Raw genomic sequence first — 18,051 nt, forward strand, 5'->3', positions numbered from 1 at the left:
GTTAATTCATATAGCGATGCTTTCTTAAGCTGTTCAAATTGGCGATTTCCTGCAGGAGCTCTTCCCCGATATTCGTCTCCCGCACCTTTTTGCGCTCGAGTTCTTCGTCGACCAATCGTTTGATCGACAAGACATCGGTCCCGTTTTGCAGTACCTCTTCTTTGGAATTAAAGCGCTGGTGGGCGACGAGCTGCATGCCGTAAGAATTATATAGAAGCGTATAGCCGGCGATTCCGGTTGTCGATTGATAGGCTTTCGAAAACCCGCCATCGATGACGATCATTTTGCCGTTCGCTTTGATCGGGTCTTCGCCGTCCCGTTCCTTGACCGGCGTATGTCCGTTGATGATGCGGCCATGATCGGGGTTCAAATCGAATTCCGTAAGCATTTTGCGGCACATGTCTTCGTCTTCACGCAAATGGTAATACGGGTTTTTCCGTTCTTTATGCGTTTCTTTGTCTTTGATGAAATAACGTTCGAACGTCGTCATTTCGCGTTTGCCGAACAGCGAGGAATTTTCGCCTGTCCATTGGTACCACACCATATCGGTCGCGAAATCATCGGTCTCTTCCGGATGCGCAAATGCGTAGCGGGTGTATTCTTCGAAAACATCGAGCAGTTCCCGTCCCGCATAGCTTTCGCCTTCAATTTTCATTTGCTTCATATCGCCGTTCTCTTCGAGCGGGATGCAGCCATGAATCAGCAAATTGCCGTTGTATTGAAGATATAGCTTGCCTTTTTTCATAAGGAAGTTCATATGCCGCGACAGTTTTTCGGAATGCTGGATGGAGAACAGCAATTTATCGATGACTTGCTGCTCTTCATCGAGCAAACGGTCAGGATGTTCCGGGTCGATTGTGGCAAAGCACGTGTTCTCCAGTGGATAGGTTTTGCCGTGGATCGTCGCTTCGTTCTTGTCATAATCGACTTTCTCCAAGAGCAAGCGGTCTTCCATGGCGAAGCAGGTGCGCCGTTTGATGATCGGGCTTTCGAGCTTGAACTGAATGATCGAAATCGCCTGGTGGATCTTCGTGATCTGCAGTTGTTCCTGATCCGTCAATTGTTCATCTGAAATGCGCTTCGGATGGAATGCCGGATTGTCTTCGTAATATTTCTCCGCCAAATTCAACAGCGGGCGCAAATTAATGCCATAGACATCCTCGATGATGTCCAGGTTGTTATAGCGTGCACAGATGCGGATAATATTCGCGAGGCAGACTTTGGAGCCGGAATAGGCACCAATCCACAGGACATCGTGGTTGCCCCATTGAATGTCGACGGAATGGTAATCAATAAGCGTGTCCATAATCTTATGCGGATCCGGGCCCCGGTCGTAAATATCGCCGACGACGTGCAGATGGTCGACGGTCAGCCGCTGCATCGTATAAGCAAGTCCGACGATCAGCTTGTCTACTTGCCCCAAGGAAATGATTTGTTCGAGCATCTTTGCGTAATAATCTTTTTTGTTGGTGAATTCATCCGTCTTGTACAGAAGTTCTTCAATAATATAGACGAATTGCTTTGGCAATGCTTTACGCAATTTGGAGCGCGTGTATTTAGACGATGCGTAAGACACCAGCTTGAGCAGCCGCTCGATCGTTTCGATATACCATTCCTTCAGCTCTTTCTTGCTGCTGAAGTGGCTCTTGATCAAGCTCAATTTCTCTTCTGGGTAGTAGACAAGCGTCGCGAATTCGTTAAGCTCTTCTTCTCCCATCTCGTTCTTGAAAAGATCCCTAATTTTCACTTTGACATTTCCGGAGCCGTTGCGCAACACATGCTGAAACGCCTGGTATTCGCCGTGAAGGTCGCTGACGAAATGCTCCGTCCCTTTCGGCAAATTCAAGATGGCTTCCAGGTTGATGATCTCCGTCGCCACTTTTTCTTCGCTATCGTATTTTTCTGCCAGTAGATCCAAGTATTTTGAACTGATCATACGGAACCCTCCTTCAAGTAATATGTCTGAATCGAATTCATTTGAAAGTAAATTCCTGAAAAGCGTATTCACCAAACAGATATGTGGAAGGAATTTCTCTATATTCCCAGTCTATAGCAGTTTCCGTGAAGGCTCTAGTATTAATTGAAGGACGGGAGAAAATGGAAAGGCTGTGGATGCTGGATCACCGACTTTGTGAACGCTGAACTTTTCATTCCTAAAAGTTCAGCGTGATTCCCCCATTTACGGGTAAGGAAGAATAACAGGAAATAACTTTTAGTGGAAAGGACTTGTTATGACACAATCTCTTATCAGCTTGCTCATTCTTGGTTTTATCGTGATAACTCATATTCTAGTTTGGAAATGGGCCGCCTATATTCAAGAAAAATATGCCGACGATGCCAGGAAGAGGCGGATTGCTGGGGGCATCCTTTTTATGTCCCTTGCGGCATTGTTCGGTTTGTCCGCGCTCTTTCTCATGCAATCTTCTTTTTAAACATCGTGAAATCACGAAAGGATAGGATAGGACGTGACACAGCTTTTTATTTCATTGGGGCTTTTTGGTTTTATTGTTATGACCCACCTTCTGGTCAGCAAATGGGCTCGACATTTTCACGAGCAACACGGAAACGACCCGCAGCAAACACGAAAAGGCATTTTGATGATTACGCTCCCCCTCATAGCCATTTTCCTGATTGCGGCTTTGTTTTTGTTTCAAACTTCTGAATAAACGTTACGTAGAAGCTTTAATAGGTACATAGTTACTATTTTAATGCAACATACTGGAATTATAATAAGGAAAAACTGAAAAAGGCAAACTTACCTGAAAAGGAAGGACGCAAAGCCATGAGCCTACCCACTGCTTAAGCAGTGCACGGTCGTCAGGTTGCCAGGCATCCATTCTGTGGGCCTCGGCTGACAGAATGGAGGAACAGAATATGTTGAAGAAAGCGGCGATTTTGATGTTCGCAATGTCTCTTATGCTGGCGTTCAGCCATGCAGAAAACGCACAGGCAAGTGGCGATGCGCCTGCTACCCGTGCCACTTGGCTATGGAATCCATGGATGTTCGTGGAAGATGAAGCAGCAGTGCTCGCTTTTCTCGAAAATAAGAACGTCAATAAAGTCTATGTCCAAATCGACCGCGACATTCCCAAAAATACGTACCGCAGCTTTGTCACGCAAGCGCATGCACGCGGCATAGCCGTATTTGCATTAGACGGAGCACCGGCTTGGGTTGCGCCAAAAGGCTATACGAACCAGAACATGTTGATGAACTGGCTGGGCAATTATCAAAGCGGATCGACAGAACAGGCAGTTTTTGATGGCATCCATTTGGATGTGGAGCCTTATTTATACAGCGGATGGAATTCAAACCGCGCCGCTACTGTGAAATCCTATCAATCGCTTCTGCAAAGAGCCGCAGTGAGCTCTGCACAGTTGAACTTGCCGCTCGAAGCCGACATGCCATTTTGGTTCGATGAGATCTCTTATAAAAATACGTTCGGCAGCGGGTTATTGGCCGAATGGGTGATCGCCAATACGGACGGAGTGACATTGATGGCTTACCGGGATTCTGCACCGATGATCATCGATATCGTTAAAAATGAAATCGCCATGGCCGAAAAATACGGCAAACATGTGGTAGTGGGCGTAGAAACAGGCGTCACCGACGAAGGCAGCATCATCACTTTTGCCGAAGAAGGCGAAGCGTTCATGAATGTGCAGTTGGATGAAGTTGCCGCCCATTACTCGGGATACTCCGCCTACGAAGGAATTGCTATTCACCATGTTGGCAGCTGGATGACACTTAAACCATGACAAGACCGGACACTTCTCCTGATCTTTGGAAGTGTCTTTTTATTTTTCTTTGCTTTGCTGCAGGAATCAGGTAAGTGGGCAATGTCATTGGATAGCCATGTTTCAAGGAGTAAATCGCTTACGCGGAAGCTAATTGATGTTATTCTATAAGTGGAAAATATTATCTATTTAACTATTCAAATGACATATTAATGAACATCATTTTCAAACCCAATACTCCGCATATCGTCCCACATCAAGTTCGGGACATTCTTTGAAGGACGGTGAAAGAAATTGGCCCAAACAGATTATAAAGCTTTACTTGCCACACGAATGGAACGGGATTTCTCGAAATGGGCTGCTCAAGGCACAATTCCAGAACGCGAAGTCTACCGGTTTTTGCATACGATGAAAGGCACTGCCGGAACGATTGGCATGATGGAACTGTCCGAGTTTTGCGCACGCGAGCTGGATGCTTTCTCGGAACACAACACCGAATTGCTTGCTGTCGATTCGCTGGCAGGATTCATGTCTTCATTCCGAAATTATTTTGCAGCTGACGAGCCTGCAAGCCAACAAGAGACCGAGTTGGAGGCGCCGGAAAGCAAAACCTCGAGTGAAGAAGCCCTCGTATTGGTCATCGATTCCGATGCTGAATTCGCCGCGAAGCTCAAAGAGACATTGGAGCCTAAAGGCATTCCTGTCGTCATCGCTTTGAATGGCCAAAAAGGCACGGAACTATTTTACACATTGCATCCGCAAATGGTGTTATTGGATGTGAAGCTGCCGGATGTTGACGGGTTCAGCCTGGCCGAAAGAATTGCCGAAGCCGGCAGAAGCCGCCACCTCCCCCTCGCCATCATGAGTGAAGATGACAGGATCGATCACCACATCCGGGCAATGGAAGTCGGCGCCACTGATTTTTTGGCCAAGCCATTGAATATGGCGTATTTCCTTCCCTATTTAGCCAATCGCCTGCGTGGCCAGGAAATCATCTTGCAAGACACGCGAATTGATGAATTGACCGGAGCCGGAAACCGCCAAGCCTTTGATGAGGTCCTGCTGCAAATGACCAATCTCGCTGAAAGAACCGGAAAACCGTTTACATTGGCATTGCTCGATTTGGACCATTTCAAGAAAATCAATGATGACCACGGGCATTCAGTGGGAGATGAGGTTTTGCGTTCCTTCAGCCAGTTTGTGTTGAACTTGAAACGTGAATCGGACTCGTTCTTCCGCTATGGCGGAGAGGAATTCGCCTTGATTCTACCCGAGACCAAGCCGCAGGAAGCTGCTGCATTCATCGATCGCCTGCATAAGGCGCTATCTGAGACGGAATTCGCTATTCACGCCAACGCGCCGATTCGCTTGACGTTCTCTGCCGGCGTCAGCGAATACCGGCTCAAACAGGAAACGATCGTCAATAAAGCCGATAAAGCTTTGTATCAAGCCAAACGAAACGGGCGCAACCAGACGATGGTCTATGAATCCGAAGAACATGACTTAAAACGTAAATTGAATATCGTCATTGTCGACGACGACTCACTCGTGCGCAAACTGGTCGCCAAGCAATTTTCCAATTGGAAAGCGGAGGATTTCGATATCCAGATTGAAGAATACGCAGACGGTCTCGCGCTGGTCGATTCCGACTGGTACCGTCCGGATGAGAATTACATGATCCTGCTGGACGGCGTCATGCCGAAAATGGACGGGCTGGAAGTGCTGAGCCATGTACGCTCACAATATCCGCATGACAATATCGTCGTGTCCATGCTCACATCCCGCAACAACGAATCCGATATCGTCTTGGCCTTGAAGAGCGGAGCCGATGATTACATCGTCAAACCGTTTTATGCACAGGAAGTCGTAGCCCGCGTACAGCGGCTCACGAAGAGGATGTTCCAGTGAACTTATCCCATTTCTGGATCCTCATTGCCTCCCTATTCCTCGGCCAATTGCTTCTCTTATTGATCTTAGCTTGGCGCAAGCAGCGTTCGAATAAACGGGAAGCCGCAATCAACGGCCAATACGATGCCTTAACTGATTCATTCAGCTCTTATATGATGGATCCTTCAGACGAACGGTTCATCGAAGAATTGAAAGCTTCCCCTTACCATTTGGTCGTGCTGGAACGCTTATTGAACCATTACGTATCCGTCACCAAGGGTGGCGCTGATTCGCCTGCTGTCTCACGCCTGTCGGAAGAATTCCTTTCCAAGCGCTATATGAAGCTCCTCAAGCGCGGAAACTGGGCGATGCGAATGAATACTTTATATTTCATCGAAGACTTTCGGATGGAGTCGCTCGTTCCACAGCTAAAGGAAAAATTAGCGAAAAGTTCCCGGCTCGACCAGGAGACGCAGCAATTGATCCGCACGCTCGCTTCTTTGAATGAGACGGTGGCCATTGAGGCGCTTGCGAAATACCCCGATGCCCCCGCCCGCCTGTATATCGATGTTTTCAAACGGTTGGATGAACTGACGAAACTGGATGAGTTGGATGCTGCTTTAAACGAAGAAAACGACAACCAGACGTTGAAACATTCTGCTGTTTCCTATATCGGCATGGCCGGCATGACGCTGTTTCTTCCCCGCGTTGAAGAAGAATTGCAGAACCCCGAGATGGAGATGCGCATTCAGGCACTGAAAGCGATCCTTCACCTGCAATACATGAATTCCCCAAGCGCCCTTGCGCCGTTTTTCGAGTCGACCGCTTGGCCTGAGCGCATGTTCGCTGCCCAGATTGCCGGAAAGCTGCAATTGTCGCGCTATAAGGAAATGCTCAGTGAGCTGCTCGGGGACCCGGTGTGGTGGGTCCGCTACTCATCAGCCGAAGCCTTGACCCAGTTTTCTGAAGGGGATATCGTGCTTACCCATCTCGCAGAAAGCCATCCCGACCGCTATGCACGCGACATGGCGAATCAATGGAAAACCTCCCTTTTAGGAAGTGAACAATAATGCAGGAAGTAGCGCTGATTTTATCCTATATCGTCATCGCCTATATGCTTTTTTCAAGCCTGAGCTATCTCGGGCTCTTTGCGCTTGCATACGGGAAAGTCAAAAAAGAAAATAAGCTCGATAAGCGAGAGTCTACAGAAGATTTTTTAAGAAACCAATCGACTTATCCGGTGTCGATCCTCGTGCCTGCGTACAATGAAGAAGTCGGCGTTGTCAGCACGGTGCGTTCGTTGTTGGCACTGGAATACCCCGAAAAAGAAATCATCGTCATTGATGATGGCTCGAAAGACAGCACATCGCTGCGCATGATTGAAGAATTCAAGATGAAAAAAATTCCTTTCGCCGTCCGCACACACATCGAGACCGCGGAAGTCGAGGCCATTTACCAATCCTCGATCTTCCCTTATATCCGCCTCATCAAAAAAGCAAACGGCGGCAAGGCAGATGCGTTGAACGCCGGGGTCAATCTCTCTTCTTTCCCGTACTTCTGTGCGATTGATGGAGATTCCATTTTGGAAAACGACGGCTTGTTAAAATGCATGAAACCGATTATCGAATCAGACGGCCAAATCATCGTCACCGGCGGATCTGTCCGAATCGCCAACGGCTCGACCATCTCCAGAAGCAAAGTGGAAATTGTCGGCTTGCCGAAAAGCCCGATCGTCCTCATGCAGATCGTCGAGTATTTCCGCGCCTTCTTGATCGGCCGCCTAGCATTAAGCCATTTGAATATTTTGCTGATCGTTTCCGGGGCTTTCGGCGTCTTTAACAAAGAACGCGTCATCCAAGCCGGTGGCTACAATAAGAACACCGTCGGCGAGGATATGGAATTGGTCGTCCGGCTGCACCGCTTGCTGCGGGAAGAAAAATCCAAGCAGCGCATTGAATACATCCCAGACCCCGTCTGCTGGACAGAAGCCCCTGAATCGCTGGAAGTGCTCAGGTCTCAGCGGATTCGCTGGCAGCGCGGGCTGCTTGAAACTTTATGGAATCACAGAAAAATGATGCTCAATCCGAAATACGGTTCGATCGGTTTGTTTTCGATGCCTTATTTCTTGTTTGTCGAATTGCTCGGCGCCGTATTCGAATTTATCGGTTATTTCATCATTTTCGGCGGCTTTTTCTTCTCGCTGGTCGATCCGCAAGTCGCCGGCGTCATGTTCTTGGTGACGGTGTTCTACGGGTCGCTCATTTCGGCACTCGCCGTGTTGCTGGAAGAATTGACACTCCACAAATATCCGAAGGTTTCCCATTTGATGCGCCTGTATTTCTGGGCATTGACTGAAGCCTTTTGGTACCGCCCGCTTATGGTATTGTGGCGAGTCAGAGGAATTATTGCCACTTTCCAAAAGAAAGCGCATTGGGGCGATATGAAACGCAAAGGAATTTCGACTTAATTGCAAGGAGGATACTTATGAAGAAAATATTAGTCGCAGATGATGAAGATATTTTGCGCATCCTGATCGCGGATACATTGGAAGATGACTTCCTGATTGAAGAGGCTGAAGACGGCAAAGAAGCCCTGGAGAAGATCCGGGCTAATGACTACGATTTGGTCGTGCTGGATTATATGATGCCTTACCTCACTGGCATGGAAGTGCTCGAGGAGGTCAGGAAAGACCAAAACGACACGAAAGTGTTGATGCTGACCGCGAAAGCGCAAGACGCGGACCGCGAAAAAGCCATCTTGAACGGGGCGGATTATTTTATGTCCAAGCCGTTCAGCCCGATGGAACTCTTGGCGCTTGTGGAAGATATATTGGTGTCCTGATAAACTGTGTTTTCCGAAGCTTGGATAGCCCACTGCTTCATTGAGATGAGAAGAGCTTCCGCACACTATATCTATCTGAAATAGAAAAATATTTAACACTACAAAAAACGACCAGCCCCTATCTTAGGAGCTGGTCGTTTTCAATTCCCTCTACTATTTTTTAGCTCTCCGGCTCGTCGTCCAGGCCGTATGTGGCATAGAAGATGACGCCGTTTTGCTCTTGCCCGTTTTGCAGGTTCTTCATCACTTTCGACAAATTCACCGGCGCATACGGTTTGGTCAGGTAATGGTTAATCTTGCTAATTTTATTGGCATCGGTTGATGGATCGAGTGCGGAAGAAATGACGATCGGAATATTCTGCGTTGCCGGATCTTCTTTCATCATATCGACCAAGTCCCAGCCGCTCAATTCCTCGCCGAGCATAATGTCGACGACTGCGCCGACCAAAGGCGTGCGCTTCGCTTCTTTGAAGGCTTCCCTCGGTGAGGTGTGGTAAATCACTTTAAAACCGTTAAGTTTCAGCTCTTCCGATAACAACAATGCAAGGCTCATATCGTCTTCCACAATCATCACAGGCGGGTTTTCTTCTGCGCCATCTTGCGGGACATACTCCTGCATGCCGGAGACAAGCGGCAATTCAAAGTGGATGGTCGTGCCTTGCCCTTCCTGTGATTCGATCCAAATCTTGCCGTCGTGCTTGACGATGATTTCCTGGCAAATCGCGAGTCCAAGACCGGTTCCGCCGATTTTTCGGCGCGAACTATTGTCGATGCGCTGGAATTTGGAGAACAGCTTCGGAATGTCTTCAGCCGGAATGCCGATTCCTTCGTCCTGGATCGACACGCGCAAACTATTGGCATGGTTTTTCATGCAGATGGTCACATTGCCGCCTTCCGGGGAAAACTTGATGGCATTGCCGATTAAATTCATCAATACTTGTGCCAAGCGCTCACGGTCGCCTTCCACTTTAACGTCCGATGCATCATCAACCAAGACAATGGAATGCGTCGATTGCGTCCTGAATTTTTCGGCCGCTTCAATGACCAGTTCATTCATCGACAGCTTATCCATCCGGTATACCTGATCCCCGGATTCCATCCGCTGCAAATCCAGAAAGTCGTTGATCAAGTTGGTCAAGCGCATCGCTTCTTTATAAATCGTCTTCAAGTAGCGCACTTGCTTGTCTGGTTTCAATTCCTTATTGAGCAGCAGCTCCGTAAAGCCAAGTACGCTCGAAAGCGGCGTCCGCAGTTCATGGCTGACAGTGCTGACCAATTCGGATTTCATCTTGTCGACTTCGTGTTCTCTAGTAATGTCGCGGTGAACAAAGATCGTCCCTGTGCGCTCCCCGTCGACAATGACTGGCGTGCTATAAACATCGATGACCCGTTCATACGGGGCTTTGACCGTATATTGGAAGGTCTTTGCTTCGCTTCCTTTTTCATGGATGCAGGCGCTGAGGAAATCGACCATCGCTTGTGGATCGGTCGTTTGTTCGGCCATCCGGTGAATCCACACGTCTTGTGTGATGACCGCGTCCAGCGGCGCATTGCCGCAGCTCAGCATCGTGCACATCGTTTCATTGCGCTGCACCATGCTGCCATTTTTTGCAATGAACTGGATGCCTTCATTGATATTATTGACGATGCGTTCGTTCAATGTCCGTTCATGGATTGCCGCGTCGTACAATTGGATCCGGTCGATTGCCAAATGGATGCGTTTCAACAATCCGTCGATATCGGCTTCTTCCTCTTTTGAAAAGGCTCTGCCGACGCGCGACAAACCAATCAGCGCGATGCCTTCGTTTTGCTCATTTTTTACAGATGCGTATAAATCATGAATATAGACCGGCCCGTCCACAAAGCCTTTTTGCTCCAGCGCTTCCCTTGTGACCGTAAAGGATTCATCTTCTTTCAAACGGGCCGATAGATAAGGGATTTGCTGCTCCTGGAATTGCTCGAACATGTTCTCCGTGAAGCCCTTGAGCGCGTATTCGCCAGAACCCGGCAGCCAGAGCACGCCCGTATCGATCTCGTAGGTATCGGTAAAGTACTTGAGCGTGGCATTGATCAATTTCTGTTTATCCAAGGTAAACGACAGGATATGGTTCAAATCGTTGAAGCGAATCAAGCGGTCTTTCGTCTTCCCGGTTTCTTCCAGTGCCTCTTGAAGTTCTGCCTGCTTTTCCTGCAGTTGGCCCTTGTTCACCAGTAATGCCTGGTTTTGGGCAGTGAGGTCTTCCTGATTTTCGCGGATGGTATTCATCATCCGGTAAAAAGTCATCGACAATAAGCCGATCTCATCTTTCCGTTCAATAGGAGCGTAAGACATTTGCTCGCCATTGCCGAACCCTTCGATGGATTCGCGCATGCCTTCCAACGGCTTGACGATATCATTCATGGCCCGATAGATGATCAAGGCCGTGGTAATGAATAGCAGGATGAACAATAAAATCAACGCGAATGAAAAATTCTCCGACTGCCTGATCATGTCTTCGTTCAATTGTTCCAATTCTGCTTCGGATGCGGTTTTGTATTCATCGGCAAAAGCGACAAATTCATTTACTGCAGCATTGGTGCCATCATTGGACAGGTTCCTCAACGCTTGATAATCATCGTTTTGTACCGCTTCAAGCGCATTGGGAAATACTTGTTGCTCGAATGTCGCTATAAATGTAGACAAATCCGAAATTTCCTGTTGTTCTTCATTCGTAATCGACAAACTTTCCAGCCTTTCAATCGCGCTCTTCAAGATTTCCAGCTCTACATACGCTAGTCTCAGCTCTTCCTGATTTTGAAAAGCATAATACCCTCTTGTGCGGAAAAAAAGCTGATTTAAGGCTTCGGAAAGCCCTTGCAGCGTCTCCTGCTTTTCAGCGAGCAAATCGTATTCCGCCTGCCTGTCTTGTTGCTGTTTGTTCATATAGAAATAAATGCCCGCAATCAATAATGAACAAATAAGCAATGAAGATAAGGTTAATCGAAGATATTTGTGCCTGATGCCTTTTTCCGATGATTTATGCATGATGCCCCGCCCCCCGTTCTTCATTGGTTTTATATAACAGTAAAAAATTTTCAAAATTTAACCTTCATTGTAAAATTTCTTCTCTTGTCATAGTATATGATTTTGCGTATTTATAGAATCTTTTTTTCAAGCGTCACTTCCTTAAAGACCCTCCATCAAAACAGCAAAAAAAGCTCGAGGCAACGAAAGCCCCGAGCTTGAATGATTTTCCCGCAAAAACGATAGCGGGCGTTATAAGTTATAAGATAGGCGACACCAGTTTGGCAATGTCCTGTTTGGCTTTTTCAATCCAGTGCTGTTCCTTGAAGTCCGCTTCTGTTAATTCGACAGCGAGTTTGCGGTCCTGCAGGAACAAGTCCGCCATTTCCTGTGCCGATTCGCCATCATAGACGAAGGCATTCAATTCGAAATTCAACGCGAAGCTGCGGACATCCATATTGGCCGAGCCGACCGAGAACGCCTCCCTATCAACAACGAGTGTTTTGGCATGCAGAAACCCGTTCTGGTAGCTATAGACTTTGACGCCGTCTTCGATCAATGCACGAGCAAAGGAAAGCGTCGCCGAATGGACGAAGAGGTGATCCGCCAAATGAGGAATCATCAACTGCACGTCCACTCCGCCGAGAGCCGCCGTTCTTAGTGCATCCATGATGGATTTATCCGGAATGAAATAAGGCGTCTGCAAATAAATCGACTCCCGGGCATGATGAATCATCTTCAAATAGCCGTTCTTGATGTCTTCATGCGTTTCCAGTGGCCCGCTTGCCACCATTTGCATCGGAACGCCGGACGGATGATCCATTTCCGGAAAATAAGTTTCCGCATACTTCATCGGATATTTTTCAGCAGCTTGGTTCCAGTCGATGAAGAACCGGTTTTGCAGGGAATGCACCGCGTGCCCTTCAATGCGCAGATGCGTATCGCGCCAATAGCCGAACTCTTTTTTCTTGCCGATGTATTCACCGCCGACATTAAAGCCGCCAGTATAGCCGATACGTCCATCGATGACCGCCAATTTCCGGTGATTTCGGTGATTGAGCCGTGGGTTGATGCTCGTCAGCATGGCCGGCAAAAACGCAGCCGATTTGCCCCCTGCCCCGTGGAACGCATCAAAGAAATGCTTCGGCAGGCTGCTCGACCCCAAATCATCGTATAGGAATAGCACTTTGACACCTTCTTCTGCTTTCTCAGTGAGAAGCGACATGAGTGAGCGTCCCAGATCGTCGTCATTAAGGATGAAATACTGGAGGTGGATATGTTTTGAGGCGGCGCGGATATCGTCGAACAAGGCATCGAACTTCCGTTTGCCATCATTGAAGATTTGAATATCAGCGGCTGTCGACAAAGGCGCATCGGTCCGCGCAGCATTCATTTGGACAATATCCATCCATTTTCCTTCTAGGGCAGATGGCGGCTGGAAGCTTCTTGATTTCATTTCCGCAAGCTGGCGATCCTTCAGATCCATGAAATCACGGTTCTCATAAGCAACTGGCCGATTCAGCCGGCTGCGCCTCAAAGGTTTTCCGAACAATAAGTACAGCACAAAGCCGAGGATCGGGATAAAGAACAGGATTAAAATCCATGCCCATGCCGAAGAAGCCGTTTTCCGCTCAAAAAATAAAATGAAAAACGCCAGCACAATATTTACAATTATGAAAAGGTTGCTTATAGCACTGAACCACTCAAATGAAATCTTAATCCCTCCTTAAGCTCCGGCTTTATTGTGCAGTTTCGATTCAAAGAACCACTAGTACTTATCCCCGTCCCATACCTAGCTGATGATAAAGGCATCCTCCGATAGGAGAAGTTATAAAAAGGCAAAAAGCCAATACGCTGTGCGTTTGGCCTATGTTTTGCCCTTACTCTTCATCTTCTTCATCCGCGATCGGTTCTTCAGGGACTAGTTCTTCTTCTCCCTCTTCCGGCGTCACATCCACATCTTCATCTACAGGCTGCTCATCTTCTGCATCTCCACAAGCCGCCAGCATGCCAATTGACAGAAATGCCGCCGACCCTAGCTTTACCCATTTGGATTGAACCATTCGAAAACCCTCCTTTCACTTTTAAGCTTTGAACCCATTTTTCTTGTGTTAACACTTTACCCTTTCTGCCAGCGGCCAACACATCGAATTGGTTTGTATAGCTTCGTTTTTCCAATTGAATAAAAGCAATAAAACGGCCCCGTCTAGAGAAGCTTTTAAAGCATCTCCAGACGGGGCCAGAATTCCCGTTAATTTATTTCCAACGGGAGTTAGCGAATTCATTTTTCTTCGTTAACTCAAAACCAAGCTGTTCAATGGCAATTTTCAGCGTCGCTTCCATTCGTTCGCCTTTCAGGGAATGGGCGAAATGGGGGACGTTCATTGCCATCGTCGGCAAAATGCCGGTGATGATTGGGGTGATCCCCATGATTTTCAAGGCTTTGATCAAATCCAGTAAAGGCTCTTCGATGCGCGGGTCGATTTGCGTAATGCCCGAGAAATCCAAAATCAGGAAATCGATGCCTTCGCTTGCTTTCATCACCACGTCTTCGATTAATTGATAAGCGCGTTCAAGGGTAATGTGGCCGATAATCGGCAAGATCGAAATCTCATCCGATAAGGGCACGAGCGGCGACGACAAGGTCTGGATTTCCTTTTGGGCTTTGTCGAGTTCCAAAATATAGCTCAGCAAAGAAGACATCATCTCGAACATCTCCTGCTGCTCTTCCGTGAACGAAACCGGATGCTTGTCCAAGCCGCAAATCGTGCCGTACACTTCCCCGCTTTCGTAATAGATCGGGATGCCGATGAACGCGCCGTTGCCGAATTGTGCCGAAATCTCAAGCTTGCCGGCATTGTCGTCTTTTGAGATGTCTTCGATCAATAGCGGCTCCTGCCCATAATTGATCGCTAAGCTGCAAAAGGTCTGGTCAAGCGGCGACTGGCTGTCTTCCACTACCAGTTCTTCGTGTCTATTGAACGCTTTCTTGATGGTATTGGTTTTTCCGTCATTTTCAGCAATGAAGAGCGTGTTGATATCCATTTGCTTGCTCAGCATGTTCAAGATCTGATTAGCTGCATCATTGAAGTTCTGAAATTTTCTGGAAGGGCTGATTGTCTGGTGGTGCATGTGATCCCTCCTCTATGGGGAGTGTCCAAAGCGAAAATTGGCGCACTTTTCCTAACGATACTATAAGCGCTTCTTCGATTGCAATGTGCAGGCTTTCTGGCACCGATGAATTCAACGGAACCCGTGCTGTACAGAGTTTTGGCTAAATGAAAAACCAGGCTTAGGCCTGGTTCGACACAGATTGGTACTGAGGCGAAGCAATCAATTCGTCTTCCATCAAGACATATGGATGGGTTTTCATCAAGCTTTCCGTTAAATGAACAGGCATTTTCTTTTTTTCGTAAGCGCAAACCAGCGGGAAGTCAAATTCATTCACTGCGCGATCCGCAATCTTTTCGAAATCTTCTATAAGGAATAATGGTTCTTTCACACTTTCCCATTCCACATGCGCCCATGACCGGAAGCTCAATTTGTTTTCAATATAAGGGGCCACGGTTTTGGTGAAATACTCATGGATGGCGGGTGGATGGTAACTTCCACTCGACCAATAGAAATGAAGGCTATTGACGAAATGTACGTTCTTTATTTGTTGTTCACTATATAGTTTGCCCATCTCTTGTTTGATTTTGAACGTCACTCGCTCATTTTCAACAATCAAAATATGATCACCAGCGTGAATTCCCTCGTCTATGTAATTCAATAGCTGTCTCACATAATTTTCAGTTCCATCGAAAGCATATAGCACATGAACACTGCGCTGGCTTTCAAGCAATTGATTCATTTTAGTTCTCAAGCGATCTACCTTCTTTCTCCACGTAATTTCAACCAAAAAAGAAGTTCAACACTCGACAAACTGGAGAATCGAGAAAAACAGCTTTCTTTCTATTAAATTATACCATTACCCTGTACTTTTCTGCTGTTATTCTTTCGTATACCTTCCAGCCTGGACGTTAAGCACTATATACACCGTTTTAGAACTTATACAACAAGAGAGAACACAGCCCCAATCAAAAAAAAGAAAGGGCTTGGGCCCTTTCTTTTTCAATCGTAAGTTACTGTTTTTTAGTTTGACGATACGTCAGTGTTCCAGCTGCCATGAAGATCAATGTGCTGAGTGCTACCCACAAGATCATTGTATTGGATTGGCCAGACATGCCGCCGAATCCAGTTGAAGGCATCTTGTCAGGAGCTGTGTTCTCGAAGTTCTCTGGGAATTGGTCGACGATTGCGCCGCTCAATCCTTTCCCGATATCGAACATGATCGCATAACCTGTGCGGTATGTGTCATATGACGCGGCATAGTCACCGTTCACGTACTGTTGGAAAGTATCTACAACGGATTGTTCATGCGCTTCCACGCCTGCAATCGTTTCATCCAACGGCATGCGGTCTTCTGTTGCTTTGTTCAAGAATGTGCCAAGGTCTGTTGCAAATGTGCTTGTCAAAGTCGAAACGGCTTGCTCTTTCGCTTGCTCGTCTTCTGAAGCTGTCGCGTTCGCCAAGTCGCCTTGGACAGCGATGTGTTCGTTATTCCATAGTTCCACAAACTGGTTGCTCGCTTCTTCACCGTAAACAGAAGCTAGAGCCGAACGGAACTCTTCAGTGTTTTGGTCTTGTGCCCAGTTGACGAAATCGAAGTCAGCCGAACCGTTATAGCCTTTTGCCATGCTCAATTGCGCGAGAGCAAAATGCTCTGCTGCAATGCGGTTCACTGTCGAACGGAAGTCGCCGGCTGGTGTGTTCGGATCAGAGAACTGATCTGGGAATTGCGCCGAAATCGCTCCGCTGATGGCGCTGCCTGCACCGAAAATTTGCGTGAAGCCTTCAAGGTACATCGTGTAAGCAGCTTCGTAATCGCCTTCTACATAAAGATCAAACGTATTTTGCACGTAATCTTCGTGTTCACGAAGTGCGGCTGTCGCACCGTCTTCTGGAAGATTTCCTTCCGTAGCCGTACCGAGGAACTCGCCCATTTCATCGACGAATGATTGGATTTGATCCAATGCTTCTTGTTGCATCGCTTCGTCATCCGCTTTCACGGCCGCTGCGTAATCATCTGTTCCCATATTGTGCTTATCGAAGATTTCAACAAAAGCCGCTCCGCCATCTTCTCCGTAAACGGAAGCGATGACCGGTTCCATATCGGCTGCGTTCTCATCGAGTGCTGCCATGGCTTCTTCTGCTGCTTCGTCGCCATCATAAATTTTCATCATGGAATCCACTGCGAGCGCATAATGCTCGGACAATAACGAATCCAATGTTGCGCGAAGTTCGACGCCTGTTGTTTCCGTCGGCGGTGCTTCTTCAGCTGCCAACACGGTAGAACCGATTCCCGGAACCAAAAGCGACGCGCCTACTACTGGTAGTAAAAGCTTTTTCATTTTCATCTAACCACTCCTCTGTTTTGTTTTCCTATAAGCTCAACGGAGCGGGTTTGAAATTAGATCACAATTTCTCAAAAAAAGTTCGCACCGGTTAAGCGGTTACATTGGAAAAGCCGGTTTAGCGCCCATTTCAGGTGGTAGTTAAGATAAAGTATCGTCATTTAAATACGAAAGCCCCGGCACAAGATATGGCCGGTTAGATAATAGGATTTTCAAGAACAGACTATATAGAGGAGGAACAGAACATGGGTAAATTACAAGATAAAGTAACCGTCGTTACAGGCGCAGCGACAGGCATCGGGAAAGCGACGGCAGAACTGTTTGCACAAGAAGGCGCGATTGTCCTGCTTGCGGATATTAAAGAAGAAGAATTGCAGGAAACAGTCGCCAAGATTAACGAAAACGGCGGCACGGCGAAAAGCTTCCAGGTGAATATCGCCAAGGAAGAGGACGTCACATCTTTCGCCAATCAAGTAAAAGAACAATACGGAACGGTTTATGCGTTGTTCAATAACGCCGGCATCGACCAGGAAGGCGGCAAAGTGCATGAGTATCCGGTCGATTTGTTCGACGACATCACTGCTACTGACTTGCGCGGCACTTTCTTGATGAGCAAATATTTCATCCCGCTCATGATGGACAATGGCGGAGCGATCGTCAACAACGCTTCCATGTCCGGCAGCTTTGCCGATTTGGACCGCTCCGGCTATAACGCAGCAAAAGGCGGCATCATCAACTTCACGAAATCCATCGCCATCGAATACGGAAGATCCGGCATCCGCGCAAATTCCGTATCCCCTGGCACGATTGAAACACCGCTGATCGATGAATTAGCTGGCTCTAAAGAGGAAGAAGCGGGACGTGAGTTCAGAGAAAGCAATAGATGGCTCGCTCCTCTAGGACGCCTTGGCTTACCGAAGGAAATCGCTACGACGGTATTGTTCCTCGTCTCGAGCGACAGCTCTTACCTGACGGGCCAAGACATCGTTGTCGACGGCGGCCTCACCGCTTACACATGGCCGGGCAAAATGGTCATGGACGACAGCTGGAAAAAAACGACCACAAAAGAACAATAAGAATACAAAAAGAACCCCGAACGGCAGCCGCTTTCACCAGCAGCCCGTTCGG

General features: G+C 47.5%; 14 protein-coding genes and 1 riboswitch. Of the genes, 7 read left to right on the top strand and 7 right to left on the bottom strand.

The genetic code is table 11. From position 1 onward, the window contains the following. Position 1 precedes the first annotated feature (1 nt). Complete coding sequence (locus tag DFR62_RS07010) at positions 2-1,933, bottom strand: fructose-1,6-bisphosphatase (RefSeq protein WP_121299571.1); 1,932 nt, start codon at positions 1,931-1,933, stop codon at positions 2-4. Between the two features lie 532 nt (positions 1,934-2,465). Between DFR62_RS07010 and DFR62_RS07020 the strand changes: the two genes are divergently transcribed. The 6 genes from DFR62_RS07020 (at position 2,466) to DFR62_RS07045 (ending at position 8,463) form a co-directional block, all read left to right on the top strand. Continuing rightward, a complete protein-coding gene (locus DFR62_RS07020) occupies positions 2,466-2,666 on the top strand; it encodes a hypothetical protein (protein WP_121299064.1) in 201 nt (66 codons plus the stop codon). Positions 2,667-2,738: 72 nt separating this feature from the next. Next, positions 2,739-2,830, top strand: a riboswitch (cyclic di-GMP riboswitch). Between the two features lie 44 nt (positions 2,831-2,874). Next, positions 2,875-3,756, top strand: a complete 882-nt coding sequence (locus DFR62_RS07025; RefSeq protein ID WP_241663139.1) for a glycoside hydrolase family protein — start codon at positions 2,875-2,877, stop codon at positions 3,754-3,756. Between the two features lie 273 nt (positions 3,757-4,029). Beyond that, positions 4,030-5,643 (top strand): diguanylate cyclase, encoded by a 1,614-nt coding sequence (locus tag DFR62_RS07030; RefSeq protein ID WP_121299066.1) that lies wholly within the window; start codon positions 4,030-4,032, stop codon positions 5,641-5,643. Beyond that, positions 5,640-6,692 (top strand): HEAT repeat domain-containing protein, encoded by a 1,053-nt coding sequence (locus tag DFR62_RS07035; protein WP_121299068.1) that lies wholly within the window; start codon positions 5,640-5,642, stop codon positions 6,690-6,692. Before DFR62_RS07030 ends, DFR62_RS07035 begins: the two co-directional genes overlap by 4 nt. After that, a complete protein-coding gene (locus DFR62_RS07040) occupies positions 6,692-8,089 on the top strand; it encodes a glycosyltransferase family 2 protein (RefSeq protein WP_112229759.1) in 1,398 nt (465 codons plus the stop codon). Before DFR62_RS07035 ends, DFR62_RS07040 begins: the two co-directional genes overlap by 1 nt. A gap of 17 nt (positions 8,090-8,106) precedes the next feature. Beyond that, the gene (locus tag DFR62_RS07045) at positions 8,107-8,463 is read left to right on the top strand and encodes a response regulator transcription factor (RefSeq protein ID WP_112229757.1); all 357 of its coding nucleotides are present in this window, start codon (positions 8,107-8,109) and stop codon (positions 8,461-8,463) included. Positions 8,464-8,623: 160 nt separating this feature from the next. Here DFR62_RS07045 and DFR62_RS07050 read toward each other — a convergent pair whose 3' ends face one another. The 6 genes from DFR62_RS07050 to DFR62_RS07075 form a co-directional block, all read right to left on the bottom strand. Beyond that, positions 8,624-11,488 carry an ATP-binding protein gene (locus tag DFR62_RS07050; protein WP_121299070.1) on the bottom strand — a complete coding sequence of 955 codons (2,865 nt, stop codon included), beginning with the start codon at positions 11,486-11,488 and terminating at the stop codon, positions 8,624-8,626. Positions 11,489-11,726: 238 nt separating this feature from the next. After that, a complete protein-coding gene (gene cls / locus DFR62_RS07055) occupies positions 11,727-13,187 on the bottom strand; it encodes a cardiolipin synthase (RefSeq protein WP_338324995.1) in 1,461 nt (486 codons plus the stop codon). 160 nt (positions 13,188-13,347) lie between these two features. Beyond that, positions 13,348-13,530, bottom strand: a complete 183-nt coding sequence (locus DFR62_RS07060; RefSeq protein ID WP_121299074.1) for a hypothetical protein — start codon at positions 13,528-13,530, stop codon at positions 13,348-13,350. Positions 13,531-13,723: 193 nt separating this feature from the next. Continuing rightward, positions 13,724-14,599 (bottom strand): GAF domain-containing protein, encoded by an 876-nt coding sequence (locus DFR62_RS07065; RefSeq protein ID WP_121299076.1) that lies wholly within the window; start codon positions 14,597-14,599, stop codon positions 13,724-13,726. A gap of 160 nt (positions 14,600-14,759) precedes the next feature. Continuing rightward, positions 14,760-15,332, bottom strand: a complete 573-nt coding sequence (locus DFR62_RS07070; protein ID WP_121299078.1) for an MEDS domain-containing protein — start codon at positions 15,330-15,332, stop codon at positions 14,760-14,762. A gap of 259 nt (positions 15,333-15,591) precedes the next feature. After that, complete coding sequence (locus tag DFR62_RS07075) at positions 15,592-16,926, bottom strand: hypothetical protein (protein WP_121299080.1); 1,335 nt, start codon at positions 16,924-16,926, stop codon at positions 15,592-15,594. Positions 16,927-17,168: 242 nt separating this feature from the next. Here DFR62_RS07075 and DFR62_RS07080 point away from each other — a divergent pair, with 242 nt between their 5' ends. Then, entirely contained in the window at positions 17,169-17,999 is an 831-nt protein-coding gene (locus DFR62_RS07080) for an SDR family oxidoreductase (RefSeq protein WP_058382479.1), read from the top strand. Positions 18,000-18,051: the final 52 nt, after the last annotated feature.

It is taken from the genome of Planococcus citreus (assembly GCF_003664125.1).
GTDB lineage: Bacteria > Bacillota > Bacilli > Bacillales_A > Planococcaceae > Planococcus > Planococcus citreus.

Coding starts and splice junctions, on each gene's coding strand:
- DFR62_RS07075 (WP_121299080.1), bottom strand. CDS start 16,926: ATGAAAATGAAAAAGCTTTTACTACCAGTAGTAGGCGCGTCGCTTTTG.
- DFR62_RS07060 (WP_121299074.1), bottom strand. CDS start 13,530: ATGGTTCAATCCAAATGGGTAAAGCTAGGGTCGGCGGCATTTCTGTCA.
- DFR62_RS07050 (WP_121299070.1), bottom strand. CDS start 11,488: ATGCATAAATCATCGGAAAAAGGCATCAGGCACAAATATCTTCGATTA.
- DFR62_RS07025 (WP_241663139.1), top strand. CDS start 2,875: ATGTTGAAGAAAGCGGCGATTTTGATGTTCGCAATGTCTCTTATGCTG.
- DFR62_RS07045 (WP_112229757.1), top strand. CDS start 8,107: ATGAAGAAAATATTAGTCGCAGATGATGAAGATATTTTGCGCATCCTG.
- DFR62_RS07065 (WP_121299076.1), bottom strand. CDS start 14,599: ATGCACCACCAGACAATCAGCCCTTCCAGAAAATTTCAGAACTTCAAT.
- DFR62_RS07040 (WP_112229759.1), top strand. CDS start 6,692: ATGCAGGAAGTAGCGCTGATTTTATCCTATATCGTCATCGCCTATATG.
- DFR62_RS07080 (WP_058382479.1), top strand. CDS start 17,169: ATGGGTAAATTACAAGATAAAGTAACCGTCGTTACAGGCGCAGCGACA.